19 protein-coding genes are annotated in these 21,456 nt (G+C 44.5%); 10 read left to right on the top strand and 9 right to left on the bottom strand.

Translation table 11 applies throughout. From position 1 onward, the window contains the following. Nucleotides 1-88: 88 nt before the first annotated feature. Complete coding sequence (locus R7Q47_RS01945) at nucleotides 89-1,432, bottom strand: DEAD/DEAH box helicase (protein WP_151515347.1); 1,344 nt, start codon at nucleotides 1,430-1,432, stop codon at nucleotides 89-91. A 550-nt stretch (nucleotides 1,433-1,982) separates the two neighbouring features. Between R7Q47_RS01945 and R7Q47_RS01940 the strand changes: the two genes are divergently transcribed. Next, nucleotides 1,983-2,237 carry an Lpp/OprI family alanine-zipper lipoprotein gene (locus R7Q47_RS01940; protein ID WP_005375145.1) on the top strand — a complete coding sequence of 85 codons (255 nt, stop codon included), beginning with the start codon at nucleotides 1,983-1,985 and terminating at the stop codon, nucleotides 2,235-2,237. Between the two features lie 26 nt (nucleotides 2,238-2,263). Here R7Q47_RS01940 and R7Q47_RS01935 read toward each other — a convergent pair whose 3' ends face one another. Genes R7Q47_RS01935 through R7Q47_RS01920 form a run of 4 tightly spaced genes read right to left on the bottom strand, consistent with a single transcriptional unit; the run spans nucleotide 2,264 to nucleotide 6,375 of the window. After that, nucleotides 2,264-3,190 carry a L,D-transpeptidase family protein gene (locus R7Q47_RS01935; RefSeq protein ID WP_248486157.1) on the bottom strand — a complete coding sequence of 309 codons (927 nt, stop codon included), beginning with the start codon at nucleotides 3,188-3,190 and terminating at the stop codon, nucleotides 2,264-2,266. A 6-nt stretch (nucleotides 3,191-3,196) separates the two neighbouring features. Beyond that, nucleotides 3,197-4,612, bottom strand: a complete 1,416-nt coding sequence (gene phrB / locus R7Q47_RS01930) for a deoxyribodipyrimidine photo-lyase (protein ID WP_047104510.1) — start codon at nucleotides 4,610-4,612, stop codon at nucleotides 3,197-3,199. A 22-nt stretch (nucleotides 4,613-4,634) separates the two neighbouring features. Beyond that, complete coding sequence (locus R7Q47_RS01925) at nucleotides 4,635-5,435, bottom strand: MerR family transcriptional regulator (RefSeq protein WP_033906723.1); 801 nt, start codon at nucleotides 5,433-5,435, stop codon at nucleotides 4,635-4,637. Continuing rightward, a complete protein-coding gene (locus R7Q47_RS01920; RefSeq protein ID WP_017635475.1) occupies nucleotides 5,425-6,375 on the bottom strand; it encodes a YbgA family protein in 951 nt (316 codons plus the stop codon). Before R7Q47_RS01920 ends, R7Q47_RS01925 begins: the two co-directional genes overlap by 11 nt. 398 nt (nucleotides 6,376-6,773) lie before the next feature. Here R7Q47_RS01920 and deoD point away from each other — a divergent pair, with 398 nt between their 5' ends. The 9 genes from deoD to R7Q47_RS01875 all read left to right on the top strand — a co-directional run bounded on the left by deoD (nucleotide 6,774) and on the right by R7Q47_RS01875 (nucleotide 17,463). Next, nucleotides 6,774-7,484 carry a purine-nucleoside phosphorylase gene (deoD, locus tag R7Q47_RS01915; protein WP_226082797.1) on the top strand — a complete coding sequence of 237 codons (711 nt, stop codon included), beginning with the start codon at nucleotides 6,774-6,776 and terminating at the stop codon, nucleotides 7,482-7,484. Between the two features lie 70 nt (nucleotides 7,485-7,554). Further along, nucleotides 7,555-9,024, top strand: coding sequence for a hypothetical protein (locus tag R7Q47_RS01910; protein WP_005383936.1), 1,470 nt, complete (start codon nucleotides 7,555-7,557; stop codon nucleotides 9,022-9,024). A 166-nt stretch (nucleotides 9,025-9,190) separates the two neighbouring features. Further along, nucleotides 9,191-10,675: a hypothetical protein gene (locus R7Q47_RS01905; RefSeq protein WP_149191630.1), complete on the top strand. Its 1,485-nt coding sequence runs from the start codon at nucleotides 9,191-9,193 to the stop codon at nucleotides 10,673-10,675. Next, nucleotides 10,659-12,242, top strand: coding sequence for a GGDEF domain-containing protein (locus R7Q47_RS01900; RefSeq protein ID WP_149191631.1), 1,584 nt, complete (start codon nucleotides 10,659-10,661; stop codon nucleotides 12,240-12,242). The genes R7Q47_RS01905 and R7Q47_RS01900 overlap by 17 nt, the downstream gene beginning before the upstream one ends. Nucleotides 12,243-12,486: 244 nt before the next feature. Then, nucleotides 12,487-12,867 carry a DUF3302 domain-containing protein gene (locus R7Q47_RS01895; protein WP_262583690.1) on the top strand — a complete coding sequence of 127 codons (381 nt, stop codon included), beginning with the start codon at nucleotides 12,487-12,489 and terminating at the stop codon, nucleotides 12,865-12,867. Beyond that, nucleotides 12,867-13,997, top strand: a complete 1,131-nt coding sequence (locus R7Q47_RS01890; protein ID WP_318088569.1) for an HlyD family secretion protein — start codon at nucleotides 12,867-12,869, stop codon at nucleotides 13,995-13,997. Before R7Q47_RS01895 ends, R7Q47_RS01890 begins: the two co-directional genes overlap by 1 nt. Before the next feature lie 335 nt (nucleotides 13,998-14,332). Continuing rightward, entirely contained in the window at nucleotides 14,333-14,881 is a 549-nt protein-coding gene (locus tag R7Q47_RS01885; protein WP_005375133.1) for an ECF-type riboflavin transporter substrate-binding protein, read from the top strand. A gap of 6 nt (nucleotides 14,882-14,887) precedes the next feature. Further along, nucleotides 14,888-16,627, top strand: a complete 1,740-nt coding sequence (locus R7Q47_RS01880; RefSeq protein ID WP_005375132.1) for an ABC transporter ATP-binding protein — start codon at nucleotides 14,888-14,890, stop codon at nucleotides 16,625-16,627. Then, nucleotides 16,624-17,463 carry an energy-coupling factor transporter transmembrane component T family protein gene (locus tag R7Q47_RS01875; protein WP_213972890.1) on the top strand — a complete coding sequence of 280 codons (840 nt, stop codon included), beginning with the start codon at nucleotides 16,624-16,626 and terminating at the stop codon, nucleotides 17,461-17,463. The genes R7Q47_RS01880 and R7Q47_RS01875 overlap by 4 nt, the downstream gene beginning before the upstream one ends. Nucleotides 17,464-17,585: 122 nt before the next feature. Here R7Q47_RS01875 and R7Q47_RS01870 read toward each other — a convergent pair whose 3' ends face one another. The 4 genes from R7Q47_RS01870 to napG all read right to left on the bottom strand — a co-directional run bounded on the left by R7Q47_RS01870 (nucleotide 17,586) and on the right by napG (nucleotide 21,079). After that, a complete protein-coding gene (locus R7Q47_RS01870; RefSeq protein ID WP_213897528.1) occupies nucleotides 17,586-17,867 on the bottom strand; it encodes a YrhK family protein in 282 nt (93 codons plus the stop codon). Between the two features lie 206 nt (nucleotides 17,868-18,073). Further along, the gene (locus tag R7Q47_RS01865) at nucleotides 18,074-19,255 is read right to left on the bottom strand and encodes an MFS transporter (RefSeq protein WP_005375129.1); all 1,182 of its coding nucleotides are present in this window, start codon (nucleotides 19,253-19,255) and stop codon (nucleotides 18,074-18,076) included. Nucleotides 19,256-19,454: 199 nt separating this feature from the next. Then, on the bottom strand, nucleotides 19,455-20,309 hold the full coding sequence (napH, locus tag R7Q47_RS01860) for a quinol dehydrogenase ferredoxin subunit NapH (protein ID WP_047104522.1): 855 nt from the start codon (nucleotides 20,307-20,309) through the stop codon (nucleotides 19,455-19,457). Further along, a complete protein-coding gene (gene napG / locus R7Q47_RS01855; protein WP_064376387.1) occupies nucleotides 20,309-21,079 on the bottom strand; it encodes a ferredoxin-type protein NapG in 771 nt (256 codons plus the stop codon). The genes napH and napG overlap by 1 nt, the downstream gene beginning before the upstream one ends. Between the last annotated feature and the right edge of the window lie 377 nt (nucleotides 21,080-21,456).

The raw sequence follows: 21,456 nt of genomic DNA, 5'->3' as shown, positions 1-21,456 counted from the left end.
CTATTTCACCTAGCGACAGACATAAAAAATCCGAGTGCGAACACTCGGATTTTTAAGAACTAAAATCAATGGGAAACTACAGCAGCTTTTACTCTTCAGAGCTCGGTGCCGCTGGTTTTTTCTTAGGGATGAAGACATCATCACCCACAGATACGTTTTTGTAGAAGCTCTTGTCACGCTTAGCTGGTTTTTTCGCCGACTTTTTCGCTTGAGGGCGAGCTTTCTTTGCGGTCGCTTTCTTATTGCGAAAATCTGGTTTAGGTGGCTTAAGGCCTTTAAACTTACCTTTCAAATCTTCGAACACTGAAAACTCAAGATCTTGTTGTAGGTATGCTTCTACACGTTTAAAGCTATCCCAGTCTTTTGGACCAACAAGAGAGATTGCATCCCCTTTGTTTCCAGCACGACCAGTACGACCAACTCGGTGTACGTATTCTTCGGTATGCTTTGGCATATCGAAGTTGATGACGTGTGTCACAGTTGCAATATCCAAACCGCGGGAAGCAACATCAGTCGTTACAAGGATCTTAAACACTGCGCGCTCAAACTGACTCATAATGGTGTTACGTTGAGTCTGGTTCAAGTTACCACTTAGTGCTACAGCCTTCAGTTTCTTTTCGTTCAGCTTTTCTGTTAGTCGCTCAGTATCATCACGCGTTGCCGTAAAGATAATAACTTGACGGTATTCAGCCTCAGAAAGAACACGATCTAAAATTGCCTCTTTATGATCCAGGTGATCACACAAGTAAAATTTTTGCGTAATATCTTTATGTTCTTCGTTAGAAACGCCGATAGCAATACGCTTTGGCGTATTGAGCATTTCAGCCGCGATTTCATTGACGTCTGCATGATCTAATGTCGCAGAGAACATCAACGTTTGACGACGACGATGCTTGGCTGCTTTATGAATGCGACGAAGCTCTGGTGCAAAGCCCAAATCCAACATACGGTCTGCTTCGTCAAGAATCAGCGTTTCCAAACCATCCAGATAAAGCGAACGATGATCTAAGTGATCAGCCAAACGTCCTGGTGTCGCCACGATAAATTTCGGGTAACGACGCAGAGCTTTTACCTGATCGTTAAAGTTCTCACCACCCAAAATCAGTGCTGCTTCATAAGATAGGCCAGCTAGCATAGAACGAAGCTCACCATATACTTGTTTCGCTAACTCACGAGTAGGAGCAAGGATAACCGCGCGAGGGTCTTTCGCAGAAAACGATTTTGTCTTTAAAGACTTATGAAGCATTGGCAATACAAACGCCAAAGTCTTGCCCGAACCCGTTTTCGAAGATGCCAATAGATCCTTGCCTGCAATCGCAACAGGAATCGCCTGCTGCTGAATGTCAGTCGCTTTTTTAAAATCGTAGTGTTTTAGGTTCTTCAACAATCGGTTGTCTAGGCCTAGATCTTTAAATTGCAAAGTATTCTCCAATAAATCAGTCAGCGTCTGAGCGCTCTGTAGTGTCGTTTCCGCTCTAACGCAGCAAAAAAATAAAGCTCGGTATAATACCGCAAATCATAGGAGTATAGATAGAGATCACACAAACTAATTCCCTGTGGTGACGGTAAAACATCATTTGTGGCTCAGTTCAGAGTAAACCCTAGCCTTTTTGATGTGCATCTGAACGTGAAGTTTAATGAAAGGCCTTTCAGATATGTCTTCTATTCTTCAACAAAACGACGTAAATAGCAGTTATTTGGGCCAATAAACTTTCATTTGTGTCAATATCGTCTAAATTATTGATATCAGGAACGTGGCAAATACACCTGCTATGAAAACTGTTGTGAGAACGAAATAAAGGATAGGTAGTTAAACTTTGTTAAGTTCAGGTAAAAGTTGACGTCAGGTACTCCATGAAATTCTTGGGTTTTTTTGACTTTTGCTACATCATGTACTGATAAAATGTAACCACATTTAACCTCGCTACTGTATAAAATAATAGTTAGTGGCGAGACTTTCACTATAAGCAAGGAGTTCTTATATGAACAAAACGTTGATCGCAGCTGCAGCAACTTCAGTACTTCTACTAGCCGGTTGTGCTTCTTCTGATGACGCAGCTACAGCAAATGCAGCAAAATTAGACGAACTAAGCAACCAAGTTAGCCAACTAAGCCAAGACGTACAAGCTCTTCAATCTGACGTTCAAAAATCAGGCGCAGCAGCAATGGCTGCTCAAGAAGAAGCTGAGCGTGCTAACGAGCGTATCGATAACATCGCTCAGTCTTACACTAAGTAAGATTTGATACCGCGTCTTAACGCCCGTTAAGGCGCGGTTATTTCGACAGGAACCCCATTCTGTGCAGCGATTGCTGCTTTAGCCTTCACGTTTTTCATACCGAATTCATCCAGCCACCACTTTAACTCTTTCGGCACTTTGAGTTCACCTTTCTCGCCATTACTACGAGTCAAAGGCTCATGTGCTTCTAAGAACACACTTCTGTCAGGCTCAAGTGTCATTTTGATAGGCTGGTTAATGATGTTAACGTCTTCGCCGTTACGAACCTTGTCAAATAACCACTCAATGTCACTTGGGTCCATACGAATACAACCCGCGCTGACTCGCATACCAATCCCAAAGTCCTTGTTGGTACCATGAATTAGGTATTCGCCATTCCCGTAAGCTAAACGCAATGCAAACATACCAAGTGGATTATCAGGCCCCGCAGGAACAACGGCTGGTAGGTCAATGCCCTTTGCTTTGTACTCGGCACGAATAGAGGCTGGAGGAGTCCATGTAGGGTTCGGTCGTTTTTGGCTGATACGCGTTGTCATTACTGGGGTATCGCGCCCTATTCGGCCAATTCCGACAGGAAATACATGGACAATATTCTCTCCTTTCGGAAAGTAATATAAGCGCAGCTCGGCTAGATTAATAACGATACCTTTATAAGGTACGTCTGGGAGGATTAGCTGTGTCGGAATAGTAAGAACATGCCCCTCTTCTGGTAAGAAGGGATCCACGCCTTTGTTTGCGGCCATTAAACCTAGCATACCCACATCGTAGAGCTTAGCGATATTTGCCATGGTTTCGCCTTCTTGCACGACGTGGTTTTCAAGGCGACCAATTAAACGGCTTCCATCCTCTGGTAATTCGTACATCTTAGCGAATGATAGACCACTCACTAAAGATAACGACACAGATAGCAGGGTACGTTTTGCGAAACTCATTGATCGCTTTTTGCTAAGCATTTCACTCTATTCCTTGGCACTTTTAAAGAGCTGTAAGGTTATCTCTCTTTCTGTCTTGTGATCAACCATCGGCTTGTGATATTCCAGTAAAGAAAAGCCCTCCCAAGTCCAAGGTTTATGGATGTATTTGTTCGGTACACTTTTGATTTCTGGTACCCAGTGGCGCACAAATTCACCATTAGCATCGAACTTTTCGCCTTGGCTTATCGGGTTGAAAATACGAAAGTATGGCTGCCCGTCACAGCCCGTAGAAGCAGACCATTGCCAGCCACCATTGTTCGCTGCAAAATCGCCGTCCACCAGCTTACTCATGAAGTACGCTTCTCCCCATCGCCAATCAATATGTAAGTCCTTGGTAAGAAAGCTCGCGACAATCATACGTAATCGATTGTGCATCCAACCTGTTTGATTGAGCTGACGCATTGCTGCATCAACGACTGGGTATCCTGTTGTTCCTGTCTTCCATCGCTCAAAGGCTTTCTCATCATAGGACCACTGGATTTTATCCTCCCAATCGATAAATCCTTTGCCTTTGACGAGTTTTGGTTCGAAAACCAATAGGTGCTGATAAAACTCACGCCAAATGATCTCACTTAACCAAGTTGCTTTCCCTTCTGTAAGGTCATTTTGTTGATTTTCAGCATACAAACGAGCAATACACTGCCTTGGTGATAGCGCGCCAATCGCAAGGTATGGAGACAGTTGGCTAGTGCCATCAATAGCTGGAAAGTCTCGCTCGCTTTGATACGCGTCACTGCGCTCCCGTGCAAATTCCCTAAGCTGCTTCAAAATATCATTAGTCGAAGCCAGCCAGTCTTCACTGGATTCTCGAGGATAGCTAAATGTGAAGCTTGAATTAAATCGAGCCGACTCTAATTGTTCGAGTACCTTTTTATTGAGTGGCGCTTGCTCGTGAGGTTTTACTACCGTCGGCATATGGAACTGCGTTAACCAAGCACGCTTGAATGGCGTAAACACCTTAAAATATTCGCCTTGCTTATTAAGAACCGTCGTTGGCGCGTGCACACATTTGTCATGAAACAGTTCAAATTCGATATCGTGAGAAGCTAACGCTTCACTTACTTGTGTATCGAGCTCTCGTTCGTTCACCTCATAGTGAATGTTTGCCATGACAGACGTAGCTTCAAGTGTTTCCGCCCACCCACTAATCACATCTGTACAATCGGAAAACGACGGTACCTCTTTGTACAAAAAGGGAATATTAAGGCTTTCAAGCTCCTCGTTAAGACAAGCTAAGCGACGAGCAATGAGGTCTGCCTGCATCGGCGCCATGTGATGCTCCCGCCACTGCTCTGGCGTCGCGATAAAGCAAGCGACGACAGGCTGACCTGAATCCAATGCCGCTTTGAGTGCCGTGTGGTCTAACGTACGTAAGTCACGTCGAAACCATACTAAAATCATGGTAGCTCCTATCTTTTGTCTACTAAGTTAGGTGTAATTTCTCTATCACTTCAGAGCACCCCATCCGATCACCTAGTTGTGCGTGAAGCATTTTGATGGACGCTACTTGTTTAGCAGCTAGCGCTTTGTTGGAGAAAAGGTAGATAAACGAACCATTTTCAACGACCTCGTGATCTAGTAGACCAGAAACATCATCAACCTTATCGATCAAAGTCGTGTGATACCCTTGTTCGCAAAGCTTCGCTGCTTGAATCCAACTCTCAGACTCTCTGTTTTGTTCAAAGCTAATGAGCAGACACTTTCCTTTGGAAGCGGCTTTGTTTTCAGAATCGATAACAAGGGCAAGTCGAGTGATCAAACAAGTCTGAAATAACCCGACCTGTAAAGATCGCAGCGATCCTTTCACCATGTCTAGCGCATCAAATACTGGGCTAATAAACTGATCAATAACGAGTTTTAGTGGATACTCTTTAAGAACAGAGGCAAGTAAACTCTCTGCTTTTCCTCGATTCAGGGTAGACAGCGCAAGCAGCATGTTTTCAACTTCTTCGAGTGTGCGAACCTCGTTTTTGACTTCGACATCGGCGCTTTTTCCTAGCAGCCCCTTCACTTTACCAATCGAAATCCCCTTCGCGAGCCAACTCTGGACTTCGCGAATCGTATCGAGATCTTGCTGGCGATAGAGTCTGTGTCCTTTTTCTGTTCGCTGAGGCTGGATCAAGTTGTATCTTCGTTGCCAAGCTCTCAGCGTAACTGGTTTTACACCCGTGATTTCTGCGACATCTCGGATCGCGTATAGTTTTTCTTCTGAACTACAAACCATAGCGTAATCTCATCTCCTGCGGATACGGTTCTAAAAACTTCTGTTTTGCTAAATACTCGTCTGGGTAAGTATTTAAGTAATGCTTAATCAATGTAAGTGGTGCTAACAGAGGCAGCATTCCGATACGGTAGTCGTGAATCACTGTCGCTAACTCTTCTTTTTCTTCTTTAGTTAGTGAGCGTTTGAAGTATCCTTGTAAATGCATCAACACATTTGTGTTATTTTTGCGGCTAGCCCGATTCGTTAACGCCTTCATAAGTCCTAAACGATACTCTTGGTAAAAGTCTTCAATTTCATAATTAGCGACATCAGCGACTAAGCGGCCAAGGGAGCGGTATGACTCTGGGTGGTGTGCCATTAACGTCAGTTTGTAGCGCGAATGAAAGTCGATGATTTTGCCACGAGTAGGCTCACCATCCATCGAGTCGTAAAAGTCATTTAGACAAAATACTCGAGTGATAAAATTTTCTTTCAATACAGGGTCGTTAAGTCTGCCATCCTCTTCAACAGGCAACCAAGGCATTTTTTGCATCAATGTTTGTGTATACAAGCCAACACCTTCTTTCGCAGCACTGTTCTTGCTGTAAACCTTGACTCGCTCCATGCCACAAGTTGGTGACTTAGCACAAACGATGTAACCACAAAGCTGCTCACTTTGAAGTTCATCTACTTTATTGGCCGAGTAAGTGAGCATATTGTCGGTATGATCATTTTCTGGATTTTTGGTTTCAACCAATGCAACACGCTCTTCATTAGAAACAAGACGAATGGTTGGACGGGGTACTGGCATACCTACGCCGACTTCAGGGCATACCGAAATAAAGTCAAAATACGGGCTAAGCTCTTTAGTCACAAAGTTGCTCACCTTATGACCAGAGTCAAAACGCACTCGTTCACCCAAAACACACGAACTGATACCTACTTTGATCGAAGATTCCATGATGACGCATCCCTATACAAAAAGTTTTATTGTATAACTTATAGCAAGCCTTTCCAGATTGTACAAGAAAATAAGTTGTACAATTTAATCGTTTTACTTCACTCGAAAGTATTTCGATCAACCAGCTTTCAGAAAAAAGTTTGGCCCAAAAACAAAGAATTTGTGCGCGCAATCGACAAACTGCTCAAAAGCAAATCGATTGCTCTTTTGGTTTCAACAGATTTAGTTATCAATAGGAGTTGCAGTTTCTAAATGCGTGGTTTTTGTGACTAAGCTCTCAAGGGGCTACTGTACGTCCCGATATTATTGCCTCAACGAAAACGAACAAGTTCAACAGAATTGGTAATAGCGTTCTATAATAGAGGCGTTTTATCAAAACAAAACTTTGGAGAGCACTTATGGCAACCCCACACATTAACGCACAACCAGGTGATTTCGCTGAAACAGTTCTGATGCCAGGCGACCCGTTGCGCGCTAAATACATCGCTGAAACGTTCCTAGAAGATGTGAAACAAGTTTGTGACGTTCGCAACATGTTCGGCTTTACTGGCACTTACAAAGGCAAAAAAGTTTCTGTAATGGGCCACGGCATGGGTATCCCGTCTTGCTGTATCTACGTACACGAGCTAATCGCTGAATACGGCGTGAAAAACGTTATCCGTGTGGGTAGCTGTGGTGCAGTACGTGACGACGTGAAACTAATGGACGTTGTTATCGGTATGGGTGCTTCTACAGACTCTAAAGTTAACCGTATCCGTTTTAACAACCACGATTTCGCAGCAATCGCTGATTACGGTCTTCTAGAAGAAGCAGTTAACCAAGCACGCGCTCAGGAAGTGCCTGTAAAAGTAGGTAACGTATTCTCTGCAGACCTGTTCTACACACCAGAAGCAGACATCTTCGAGAAGATGGAAAAACTAGGCATCCTAGGTGTAGACATGGAAGCGGCTGGTATCTACGGCGTAGCAGCTGACCTAGGCGCGAAAGCACTGACTATCCTGACAGTTTCTGACCACATCATCCGTGGTGAAAAACTAGGCTCAGAAGAGCGTCAGAAGTCGTTCAACGACATGATGAAAGTTGCACTAGAAACTGCAATCAACATCTAAGAACAAATAGTAAGTAATAATTTGCAGCCAGAGTTATGCTGGCTGCCCGAATTATCCCGAGGGGGCGATTGTGTCTAACGGCGAACTGCCAAAAGACGCAGATGGGTTACAACTCAACTTTTGTAAAACATTGGCGTGTGACAACTTTGGATTGAGTGATGCAAAGCGTTACGTTCTGCAACATGCGAACCCTAAGCGTCCGGCGATGGTATGCCGTGAATGTGGAGCTTTCCCCCCCTTACTTAATAATCGCGATGTCGTGAACGAACTTCATCGCCTGCGGCACGTCCACAGTGACGGGTTGCCTGCTTGCCGTAATGATGATTGCGACAACTTTGGACTTTCTGTCCACACTCACAAACACCTCTATCACGCTTTCGGTTACAGTGGCGATCGCCAACGTTACCGCTGTAAAGTGTGTCAAAGTACCTTTGTCGACAAGTGGTCTGGTGCCAACAAGAAGCTTCAATTTCAAGAGAACTTGATGGGCTTGTTGTTTACGGGATATTCCGTACGAGAAATCTGCCGTAAGCTTAGTATTAACCCAAAAACCTTTTACGACCATGTTGACCATATAGCTAGCCGCTGCCGCCGTAAGCTGGCAACCATTGATGCGCGCTGGGTAAACCACGCAACGCATTATGAATTGGCCTCAAACTATATTGCATTGCAACCGAACAGCAATAATGGTGTGTATTGGATTGTTTCTGGCGAAGCGCATTCTGGCTATATTCTTTGCCAGCACGTCAATTATTCCGCTGATGAAGAGCCAATCGCAACGCTCGATCATAATCCTTACGATGAGGTGTCTCGTTTTGTTTCCCAGGAGTACGTAGCGGAAGCAAGTGAGCCGCTTGCGGAACCTTCTCATCACCTCAGAGAGCGAATTGACCAAAAATACCAAACAATTTTGGCTCGCGGTAACGTAGAAGACCCTCTTGGTAATCTATCTGTATTTCATTACCCTTCAAAAGGGGCATTAGTCCGTCCACCATACACCTCATATGCACACTATTTGCACGTACTTGATATGTGCTGCCCAAACAAACGTGTATCTCTATACATGCCTCAAGATCCCCTACTACGTTCGGCTGCACTGAGCGTTTGTTTACCTCGCATTAAAGAGAAAAGTGTCGACTTGATGTACGTAGAAGAGGACGCTAGTTGGGACATGAGTACTCCCTTTGGCAAAGTCGATATCGCCTATATGAGTTGGTGGCGCGATCGTTGGGCAATCTCTAGTCAAAACGAAAACCACAAAGGCATTTGCTACCTCGCTGGCGATCAAAATGAGCCTGAAAAATGGTTTAACGTTGCGACAACTCGTCATGTGAAGTTTTATCAAAACCGCTTTCAGATCCTTTTCGAAAGCTTCATTAACGAGCCACGTCGCAAATTACGACCTGCTGGTATTTTACCTCTTTTAGATATATTCAGAGCTTGGCATAATTTGTGCTATCAGGATAAACAAGGTCTTACCGCTGCACAAAGGTTAGAAGTCTCTGATGCACCTTTGACAATCAAACAGCTCCTATCGTAGCTATTCTATTGGTAATTTAGATGTAGTAATTAGGGGTTGTAACGGTATACATTACGGCCCCTGATCGTTTACCAAAACGTTATCCGCATCGCTTTGGTAAAGAAACATGCATCTAACCACTTAATATTAGGTGTGATTTCCAGTTCGATAGTCATGGATGTGAACGTTGGATAAAAACCAAATTCAGCTAGAAGATGATCTCACTAAGCTTAAAGGCCAAATAAAATCGGCCCCTAAACATACCTTTAATATTGCGCAGCAATATCGTATCCGCGCGGAACAAATTTTATTTGTGGACGGAGAGATCAAAGCCTTACTCATCATGGCGCAATGCTGTTGGTGCCTAATGGATTACCGACAAGGCTTAAAACTCGTCAAAGACGCTTACAGCAAACAAACACAGCTTGAAACCGACGATAATCTCCCGGAAATTCTCCATCTTTTTGCACTCCAATATTGGGGCCAAGCAAAGTATTATTCCGCGCAACAATATTGGATTAATGCGCTCGAACAATCTGCTCTTGTTGATGATGTTGAAATTCAAATCGAATCTCTAATTGGGCTTGGTAATGTATGGCGCATCACTAATGAACACCAACTTGCCGCTTCAACTCATGAGTTAGCCGTTAAAGTGGCAAACAATGTTCGTATTGCTTGGTTAGAAGGCAAAGCGCGCATCCTATTAGCTTGGGACTATTACTTACTAAATAAGTTTGTCGAGATGCTTACGGTACTGGATGGAGCAACCGAAGTATTAAAAGATCATGATGACAGTACGTGGCAAGCCGAGATCTGGGACTTTAAAGGGTTAGCACTGCTTGGACTAGAACGCCTTGATGCGGCCGAAGAAGCCACCCAAAAAGCCCACCAGCTTGCCATTGAGCATGACCTCGTTTGGATGAAAGCACACTCTTTTATTAGCCGAGCAAGACTTGAGCTTTTGCGCCAAAATACAGACAGCGCTGCCAAGTTGCTACTTGCAGCAGAAGAGTCTGCACTCAGTTTCGACCACGGTGAGCTACTCAGCCAAATTTGCTTCCAACAATCACGAGTCGCTGAAGAACAAGGTGACTTTGAGTCTGCGTTTAACGCGTTCAAGAAATACCGTAAGCACGCACTCAAAATGCTCAAAGAACAAACTCATCGAATCAGCATGGATAAAGCAAGAGGCTCTAAACGCCAACTAGAGCAGCGAGCACGTAAGCTGATCAATCATATTCGCTCTCAACACGAATACGACCCTGAAAAACAGTTCTCTAATGTCGTTTCTGAGACCTACTGGTGGGAACAGTTAGTTTTGTTTAAAACGGAGCTCAAACGCTCTAACCACGCCATCATTATGATTCAGCATTCAAACCCCGAAGTTCTCGATGTTTGTACCGAGCTCGTTCATGCATTGACAACCTCCAGCGACCTCATCTCGAGAATTTCCAGTAACAGGCTAGCAATGTTAATTGCAGAAAAAGGTCAAGCAGCAGAAGAGGTCTACCGCACTGTCCAAGCGATGTTAGACATCTATCCATGGAAGCGACGCGGAATCAAAGGCCCGAAACCGATACTGTATTTGCAAGATATCCTGACCTTCCCATTCACGTTAGAACAGCTCGAAGAAAGTTATATTGAGGTAATGAAGAATGGAACAACTGCTTAGCAAGGTGACTGACGCAGGTATCGATCCTTCTTCCGTTTCAGGTGAAGAAGCGATTACGCTATGGGAACACATAGGGTTACATATTGCGTCAACAAACCGTGAGAAAGCGCATTGCTATATCATTAGCGCCGAGTATCGAAGAGAGATCAAACAGCTCAACGACAGCATTAGTGAATTGAAACAAGCCCTTGAGTTGCTTGTTTTACCAGAAGATGCGGAAGATATTCTTTCTGTGAAAGCAAGCTTGAGTGAGCGTTTAGTTGAATTAGGTGACTACAATGCGGCATTAACCGAGTATGTTGCTTCAACCAATATCGCCGTCGAGTACGGCTATATTGATGAGTACGTATTGGCCATTATTGGAATGGGTAATTTGTGCGATGCCTATGGGGATCACCAACGTGCATTACGTTATTATCAAAAAATAGATGCTATCGATCACGCTATTGGCAGTCGATCCCTACGCCTTCGTTACAAGCTGTACATGCTTGCATGTTATATCAGCTTAAACCGTACCGCAGACGCCAAAGAGTTGCTGAGTGAATGTGAAGAACTGAGCATTCTCGTCAGTGATAAAAACCTCGCCGCGCAAATTCACCTCTACCGAGCCAAATTACATCGTCTGCAAGAAGACTACCCCAATGCGTTGCTGGCTATTTCGAATGTTCAGTATACAACGGGTAGTGCCACGACATACTGGTTATCCACGATGGTCAAAATTGAGACTGCGTATTGTCTAAACGGTGTAGGGCACACTTCTTTAGCTAACTTAACGCTGGACTCCATCAGTAAAAGGATTCAAAAGCAGCTATCTCCTATCGTTACTCAGCATTTTTATAACGCGATGAGTCAAGTTTACGCCTCTCAAGGGGTGTATCAAGAAGCATTAAATTGTGAAAAAAAAGCGCATAGAATCGAATCTGATCTTGTAAAACATATTCCGATCGGTGAGTTAGGGTCTGCTCAACTACGCCGACTTTCACGCTTTGAGTTACAACTCAAACTCATTTTGTCAGAGCTAGAAAACAAAGAACTAAAAGAAACCACCAAGCAGCATAAAAATACTGTTGCTCAGCTACAGCAGGACGTCTTTACCGATCCACTTACGTCTTTACACAACCGACGCTGGTTAGAAGTTAAACTAAAAGATCTACTTCTGCACGATACTGCATTTGCATTGATGGTCATCGATATCGATCACTTCAAATCCATCAATGACGAACTAAGCCACTTGGTGGGCGACAAAGCGATCAAAAGTGTGTCACAGGAACTGGCGTCCTACTTCAGATTTAAAGGCGCATCGTGCGTACGATTTGGTGGTGAAGAGTTCCTCGTGATCCTTGAGAATACCCAACTGGAACGCGCAGAAATGCATGCCGAGAATTATCGTGAACGGATTTATCAATATGGTTGGGACGATATTCTTGGTGAACGGGGGCTGACCGTATCCATAGGGATTACCTTGCATCGAGAAGGCGAGAATACTCAGCGAACTTTTTATCGTGCAGACAAAGCTCTTTATCGCGCCAAAGCCAACGGCAGAAACCAAGTCTGTACCGAACTTTAAACCATGCCCCGGTTGACATCTGGGGCTTTGTTATACTTTTTACTTATCCTTCCTCTATCACTTCACTGTTTGTTTAAATAAGTACTCAGCAACACCTTAACTGCCAATAAACATCAGTGGATACTTACATCGCATAAACATAATTCCTACATAAAAACCGCTTGATTCATCTGTAGTTAAGACAAATACTTAAATTGTTAATTTACGTAGATTTTCCATTTCGCAATAAGCACAGGTAGGTAAGATGTTTCTAGACTATTTTGCACTTGGGTTACTCATCTTCGTTGCTTTAGTGATCTTTTACGGAATCATTGTCATTCATGATATTCCATATGAAATCGCCAAAGAGAGAGAGCACCCGCACCAAGACGCAATTCACTACGCTGGCTGGGTCAGCCTTTTCACTTTGCATGCGCTGTGGCCATTTTTATGGATCTGGGCAACATTATGGCGCAAGGAACGCGGCTGGGGTTTTAAACAACTAGAACAAGAAACACACGACATTCATCACCGCCTTGAAGAACTCATCGATGAAGTCAACGAACTCAAAAACGAAGTATCGATGTTGAAACAACAAAAGATTCAGCAAATGCCTTTGCCTGAACAAAGTAAAGAGGACGAATAATGGACTTATTGCTGATTCTGACTTACGCAGCTCTTTGTATTGCCATTTTTAAAATTTTCAATATTCCTCTAAACAAATGGACCGTTCCAACCGCCGTACTTGGCGGCGTAGTGTTAGTGGGCACACTCGTGCTGCTTATGAACTACAACCACCCATTTACTCAATTGGGTAACCAAGTGTTCCCGACTACGCCTATCGTCTCTGGCGTGCGTGGCCGCGTGGTGGAAGTGCCAGTCCAGGCCAACCAACCGCTCAAAATGGGCGATATTCTTTTCAAAATCGATCCTGTGCCTTTTGAAGCAGAAGTTGCTCGCCTGGAAGCGAAAGTCAAAGAAGCAAGCCAAGGTGCGTTGGGCTTAGAGTCGGATCTAAGAGAGGCAGAAGCTGCTGTATTGAAAGCGCAAGCGGACAGAGATAAAGCACAAAGGGAATTCAGCCGATATCAAAGGGGCTTTGATCGTGGCGCGTTTACTGAACAAGATTTGGATACTCGACGCCAAGCGTATAAAGCGGCAGAAGCCATGTTAGACGTTGCGATTTTGCAACAAGAACAAGCGCAAATCGCTCTGGACTCTGAAATCGGAGGCGAAAATACCCAAGTCGCGCAACTTCTTGCCGAGCTGCGTAAAGCAGAGTTTAACCTAGAGCAAACCGTCGTTCGTGCGCCAACCGATGGTTACGTTACGCAATTGGCTTTGCGTCCTGGTGTTATGGCTGTGCCGTTGCCACTTGCCCCGGCAATGACCTTCGTACATACCGAAGACATTACGTACACCGCGGCATTCAGACAGAACTCATTACAACGCTTGAAGCCAGGCTTTGAAGCAGAATTTATGTTCCGCGCAATTCCGGGCAAAGTGTTCCGTGGCGAAGTCATTGACGTGATTCCAGCCATTGGTGAAAGCCAAATTCAAGCGCGAGGCGCTCTGCTTGGGACTGATGCCTTGCGCACGAGCGGACGTGTTTTTGCGAAGCTGAAAATTACCGACGACTTGAGTGGATACCACCTACCAATGGGTACTGCGGTTGAAGTTGCAGTTTATTCAGACAGCTTTACTCACGTATCAGTGATGCGCAAAGTTCTTATTCGTATGAAGAGCTGGCAGAACTATTTATACCTCGACCATTAATGAACATATAGCGCATTCATTTATCGGTAAAAATAACATCAAACAGTGTAATCAGGGGCTGACGATCAGCCCCTGATTCATTCTAGCCATCCAGATAGATAGCATTCCCACTTTTATTAATATTCTGTATAATGCGCGCCTTATTTTTAATGCTTGCTAAAACCAAAGCCAGTCAAAGGGATACGTGAATCAAATCACACATTTCCTGAAGAAAAATAGAGCAAACAATAAGCAGCTTGGTTGTTTTGAATATATGTTACACAATCAAATAACTAACGCTTTCCGACAAAACAATTAAACGTTCTTTAAAATCGACTATTGAACTGAGGTTATCTATGAATCTTTCCGCTAAAACTGTTGTGGTTATTGCAATCGGTGCTGCTCTTTACGGTATCGGCGGCTTACCTATGTTTGGCATCCCTGTGTTTGCAAACACAACGCTAAAACCAGCAATGGCAGTATTAGCATTGTTCTCAGTACTATTTGGACCACTTGTTGGCTTCTTGGTTGGTTTTATTGGTCACTGGGTTACTGACCTATTTGCAGGTTGGGGCGTATGGCTCACTTGGGTACTTGGTTCAGGTATTGTTGGTTTGATTATCGGTCTATTCCCTTCTCTAACGCGCTACCGTTTGGAGAAAGGTGATTTCAATATGAAAGACTTCGCGTTATTCGTAGTACTTGCGCTATTAGGCAACGTATTTGGTTACGGTTGCTCTGCATTCCTCGACACGATTTTATACGCAGAACCGTTCACTAAAGTGTTTACCCAGCTTTCTATTATCGCGATCGGTAACACCATTCTTATTGCTATTGTTGGCTTCTTCATTCTTAAATCTGTCGCTAAACGTAACAAGCAAAGCCGTAACTTAACAGAGGCTTAATGTCGAATGACAATCGAATTTTCTAACTTCTCTTTTAGATATGAGTCGCTGGACAAACCGACGCTAAAAAATATCAATCTAAGGATAGAGAAAGGAGAGAAAATCGTCATTATCGGTCCAAGTGGTAGTGGTAAATCTACCCTTGGGCAATGTCTTAACGGACTGATCCCACACGCAATCAAAGGGGAAACCAGTGGAACATTGACCATCAATGGTCAAGACACCGCCCCTTTCGACATGCACCAATACACTGAGCAAGTTGGCACCGTACTGCAAGATACGGACAGCCAATTTGTCGGTTTGAGCATTGGCGAAGACATTGCATTTGCGCTGGAGAACCAGCTAACTTCAAATATCGACATGTACCCATTGGTCAAAGCCACGGCCAAAATGGTCGACTTGGAACAGATGCTAGAACGCTCACCCCACGATTTATCTGGCGGGCAGAAACAGCGTGTTTCTTTGGCGGGCATTCTCGTCGATGATGTCGATATCCTTTTGTTTGATGAACCACTAGCTGCGCTTGACCCTAAAACGGGAAAAAAAACCATCGAGATCATCGATGATCTACACCGCGAAACGGGCAAAACCATCGTAATCATTGAGCATCGTCTTGAAGACGTTCTGCATTGCTCAGTTGACCGTATTATCTTGATGGAAAGCGGCAAAATCATTGCCGATACAACGCCAGATGAAATTTTAGCGTCGCCTCTGCTAGAAGATTACGGCATCCGCGAACCGCTTTATATTTCAGCACTGAAAGAAGCAGGCTGCGCGATTGAGGGCGATGCAAAACCTTCTAGCTTAACTACCTTACCGTTGGAGCAATATAAACCGGCAGTACAAGCATGGTTTGATGGTTCAAAAGCACAACCGCCCAAAACGCCAGCCGAGACTTTGCTTGAAGTCCGTGGCCTCACCTATTCTTACGACGGTGAGAAAAACGCGTTAGAAGACGTGAGTTTTGACATCAAGCGTGGCGAGTTTGTCTCTGTACTTGGCAAAAATGGCTCGGGTAAATCGACCATCACCAAACTGATTATGGGCGTTATTGAAGCGGATAGCGGCTCAATGAGCATGAATGGTCAAGATCTTAACGAACTGACCATCTTCGAGCGCAGCCAGAAAGTGGGTGTGGTGATGCAAAACCCGAATCACATGATTTCCCATCACATGATTTTCGACGAAGTGGCCTTCGGCCTCCGTAATCGTGGCGTTGAAGAGAAACAAATCGAAGCTAAAGTACTTGAAGTCCTTGAGCTGTGCGGTTTGAGCAAATACCGTCACTGGCCAATCGAAGCATTGAGCTACGGCCAGAAAAAGCGCGTAACCATTGCGTCAATTTTGGTCTTGGAACCAGAGCTTCTGATCCTTGATGAACCGACGGCAGGTCAGGACTATCGAAACTACACGTCTATGCTGAGTTTCATCGAAAAGCTCAATCGCGAGTTGGGCGTAACCGTAATGATCATCTCTCATGACATGCATTTAGTGTTGGAATACACCTCGCGCTCTATCGTGATTGCAGACAGTAAATTAGTCGCGGATGCACCAATGACGCAGGTATTCAGCAGTCCAGAGCTACTAGACCAAGCAAACCTCACTACCACAAGTTTGTTTGAGTTGGCTACGAAAGTTGGTATCGAGGACACCAATGGCTTTATGCAGCACTTTATCAATGTAGAAAAAGCGCACCGCCAACAAAAAAGCGACGACGTAAACCAACTAGAGAAAGCGGTGGCATGAAAGACAATAAGATGAAGTTTGGTATCAACTACATCGATACCCAATCGCCACTTCATAAGTTGAATGGCATTACTAAGTTCTTGCTTTTCATTGCTTGGGTAACGGTGGTATTGACCACATTTGACTTGCGAATCATCGCGCTGTTGATCGTGCTTGGTTTAGGCTTATTGAAAATGACCAAAGTGCCATTTCATGTCTACAAACCGCTTTTACTGGGTACAGGCACGGTATTGCTGATCAATGCCCTGTTTATGTTCGCGTTAGCGCCGCAACAAGGTACTGAGTTCATGGGCTCATCAACGGTTTTACTCTCGTTACCCGGTAATTACTCGCTCACTCAAGAGACGTTGTTTTACTTAGTAACAGTGACGTTGAAATACTTCAGCATGTTCCCAATCGCGTTGGTGTTTGTATTTACCACTCACCCGACGGAGTTTTCAGCCAGCTTGAACCGCTTAGGTGTACCTTACAAAATCGCCTATGCCGTGAGCTTAACGCTGCGCTACTTGCCGGAAGTGAAAAAGGACTTTGTTAACATCATGCACGCGCAACAAGCACGCGGAGTAGAACTGAGCAAGAAGGCTCCGTTGTTCACTCGTATGAAGAACGTGGCGAAGATTCTTGGCCCTCTGATTTTCTCTAGTTTGGACAGAGCCGATCAAATCTCAAACGCGATGACGCTACGTGGTTTTGGCCGTCACTCCTCTCGCACTTGGTACAGCTTAAAACCACTAACCACAGCCGATATGATCTGCATGGCGGGGATTGCGGTGATAGTGATTGCTGCGATAAGCAAGCGTGTGATGGACACACAACTGTTCTGGTATCCGTTTTAAATTCTGAAGCTTCAAACTGCACATAACGTGGTTAGTGTTGTGACCACGTTATCTTCCGTCTTTCCCCTCGATAACTCGCCTGCTGGCTTCTTGCTTGCAAGTATTCAAAAGAAGCGGTGATTTCAGCGGCTCGCTGATGTGCCAGAAAGTTGCTTATTCAAACGACCAACATGAACTAAACTCATCAGTTTTATCAGGGGCTTAATGATCAACTGCGCACTGCCCACGATGAAAAGCCAAGTACCACTTTCAATCAACGAATCGTTCAAAAAGAAAAAGCTACCAATTAAAAACCAAATAGCAATGAGTAGGTCGTTTACAGCTCCTAACGCCTCATAGCGGCGCTGAATAACGATGTGACGGCTTCCTAGATCTAAATCCAACTCTCTGCCATGTATCTGCACTGTATAGCTCCCCTCTTATTGTTTCGCGTCAGTTATGCCCAAGTTATTTCGATATACTTAGTTCTAAACCCTAACGGACGTGGCATGCATTGACAACCATTGGGGGGATTATCTATTTGCAATCAAAAGAAAAGGGCGCATAAGCACCCTTTTCAGCGAGTCTAATTACAGGTATTCACTTCAATGGCTAGATAGTGAGTACCAACTTAACTCCACTTCAACAAACGAGTTTCATTGCCTTCTTCCGGCTTCGCTGGAATATTGAGTGACAACAGCAAGCTCACTGCTGCCATACCAGCGCCGATGTAAAATACGCTCGCAGGTGAAACAAGCCAGATGACACCAAACGTAACAGGTATTACAACTGCAGCAATATGGTTAATCGTAAACGCAACGCCTGCGGTCGACGCCATATCGGCAGGATCGGCAATTTTCTGGAAGTAGGTTTTAATCGCAAGCGCTAACGCGAAAAATAAATGATCGACAACATACAATGCTGCCGCCCACTCTGCCGTTTGCACCAAACCGTACCCGACGAACACGAAGATCAAACCGACGTATTCAAACATCAACGCTTTGCGCTCACCAACAACGCCGATAAAACGGCCTATTCGCTTCGCAAACAAGAAGTTAAAGACATAGTTAATCAGGAACAGCAACGTAATATCTGCGGCGGAGTAACCAAACTTTTCTACCATCAAGAAACCAGCGAACACCGTAAAAATTTGACGGCGTGCTCCACTCATAAACGTAAGCGCATAGTATAACCAGTAACGTTTACGCAGGATGAGCTTCTTGTTCTGAGGCACTTTTGTCTTAAATTGTGGGAAGGCAAATGCCATCACCAAAATGAGCACAAAACCTAAACCACCAGCCATTAAATAGACCGTTTTAAAATCAAGTTTGAGCTGTTCGAGCGAAACCCAAATGGCGCCGTAGGTAAACAGAGAAGCCAAAGCTCCAACAGAAATAAACTTACCCAGCATTTCTGGCGCTTCTTCTTTAGATAGCCATTGTAAAGACAAAGACTGCTTGAGTGTTTCAAAGTAATGGAAGCCGGTGGACATTAACAAGGTTGTAAAAAGTAGACCGTACAAAGTGGGAAAATAACCTGTTAATGCCGTACCAAGCGTAAGCATCGCCAAAGAGACGAGCATAAAGCGTTGCTCTCGGATAAACAGCAATACAAACACGGCGGTAAAGGCCAAAAAACCCGGAATTTCGCGCACACTTTGCAATAGGCCTATGTCGGCACCATCAAAGTTTGCTTTCTCTATAACAAAGTTGTTCAACAACGCCATCCAGGTAGAAAAAGCAATGGGCACGATAATGGAAATTAACAGGAGGAAATTTTGCGGCGTTCTCCAGCCGTGCGATGAGGTAGTCATGATGTTTCCTTTAAATATGAAGGCATCATCATAGCTTTAAATGTAACAAATTCGCAATATCATTATTATTTTCAGCCCAGAGCAAGCAGATATGGCTGAGGGATATTGTTATGAAGACAAACATCGCACTTAACTCCTTGGCGAAGCGCGATGTTCAAGTATCAAGAGAAATAAATCATGAGTAAATGTGCTCAGTGGCTTAATCAATGACTTTTACTGATAGGCGATTTTTAAATTCAAACACATGTTCTGGACATACATCCAAACAACGACCACAGCTAATGCAGTTTTGATCCATAACTCGACGATCTCCCTCTTTCAAAGGCTGCCGAAGCACTTCTGGTTCTGGGCAAACGTAAAAGCAATCCATGCATTTGGTGCAATCTTCGCGCCGAACAGCAGTAACGCGCAACAGGCTTTTTCGGCCTATCACGCCATAGGTAGCCCCCAGTGGACATAAGTGCCCACACCACCCATGCTCAACCAAGAGTAAATCCAACACAAACACTAGGGCGATTAGCACCCAACCTGCGCCCATACCAAACACCAACCCGCGATGCAGTGCCGCAACTGGATCTAACCATGTCCAAAGAATCGCGCCAGATAGCGCACTGCCCAACATCAAAACAGGGATCAGCCAATAACGAATCATGGGAGACCAACGATAGCTCGCTTTAATGTTGAACTTTCGACGCAACCACGCCGCCAAGTCTGTCACGATGTTCAACGGGCACACCCAAGCACAAAATGCGCGCGGCGCCAAAATCGCGTAAAACACCACGACAATCACTACGCCTAACAACGCATTAAACTCCGGAACATGCCCTGTCGCCAAAGCTTGAAGCACGATTAACGGGTCACTTAACGGCACGGTATCGAGCAACATACTTGATGACAGATTACCAGTTAGAATTCCCAGCGTCGGCCCAGCCATAAATAGCGCAATGATGGTGAACTGACATAGCCGACGTAAAATCAAAAACCGATGCGCGCGCCACCAACCAAGCTTTTCAAGCGCTTCTTTGCCAGCATTTTGAGCTAAATTCTTTGCCATTACTTACCTCCTTTTAGCGATTCAAGCGCACCTTCCGGCACAGGCGTCTCACTAGGGAGGATATTTTCGAGTGGTTTGTCGAGCTCTTTCCAACCAAAATTGTAGTGGCTGCCCACTTTGCCTTTCGCCAAATCCGTCGGGACGACTTTAATAGCAGCGACATCCAACACGCACGCTTGTTCACACTTACCACATCCGGTACACACTTCGGAATTCACTGTAGGGATAAGTTTGGCGTGATAGCCAGTTCGATCGTTGTGAACCATCTCTAACGTGATGGCTTCATCAATCAGCGGACAAACGCGATAACAAACGTCGCATCGTAACCCTTGCCAGTTAAGGCAAGTTTCATGGTCAATAAGAACCGCTGTACCCATTCGAGCATCATCAATATCGGTTAGTTTCGGATCCAGCGCCCCACTCGGACAAGCGACAACACAAGGAATGTCTTCGCACATTTCGCAGGGAATATCGCGTGCAGTAAAGTAAGGTGAGCCAGTCGCGACGGGTGAAAGTAATGTCGCAAGTTTCAAGGTATCGTAAGGACATGCCTGAACACACAAGCCACATCGAATACAAGCTGATTCGAAATCGCCTTCCGGCAGTGCACCAGGCGGACGAATAGGCACACCTTTGGTTTCTCGAGCTTGGCTTTGTAGCGATTGTAAGCCCAATACACACGCAGCTGCGCCAACACCAGCCGCAGTTCGAGCTGTATCACGCAAAAATCGGCGCCGACTTTGCGATATTTTAGACTGAGAGGATTTCATGCTATTTCCTCAACAAAACTCCCTTATCAAGTTAAGCATAAATAGCCCTAAACGTGTCGTTTCCCTATACCTCATAGGAGGTAACCCCATCCTCTATTGATTCAAGTCAACTGACGCACAGTGCCGTCGTCACAGTTTGACTAAATGCGTTTATTTACTGCGACATGAAATTCACCACGATACTCTGCAGTACGCGCCATTCTCAGTACAATAATTCAACACCTTTGCAATCTACTCGCTCAATTCGATGATAAATCACTACTAAAAATTCAAAAAATGACATCATAACAAGCTAATTTAAAAGGCATTTATCCATTAAACATAAAAAAACACTATCCAAATAAGAAAACTGTGGTTAGATTAAAAATTAAAACTAA

Source organism: Vibrio sp. Vb0349, assembly GCF_033338975.1.
The sequence above is the reverse complement of the archived record's forward strand: the minus strand, read 5'-3'. Positions and strand labels throughout refer to the sequence as shown.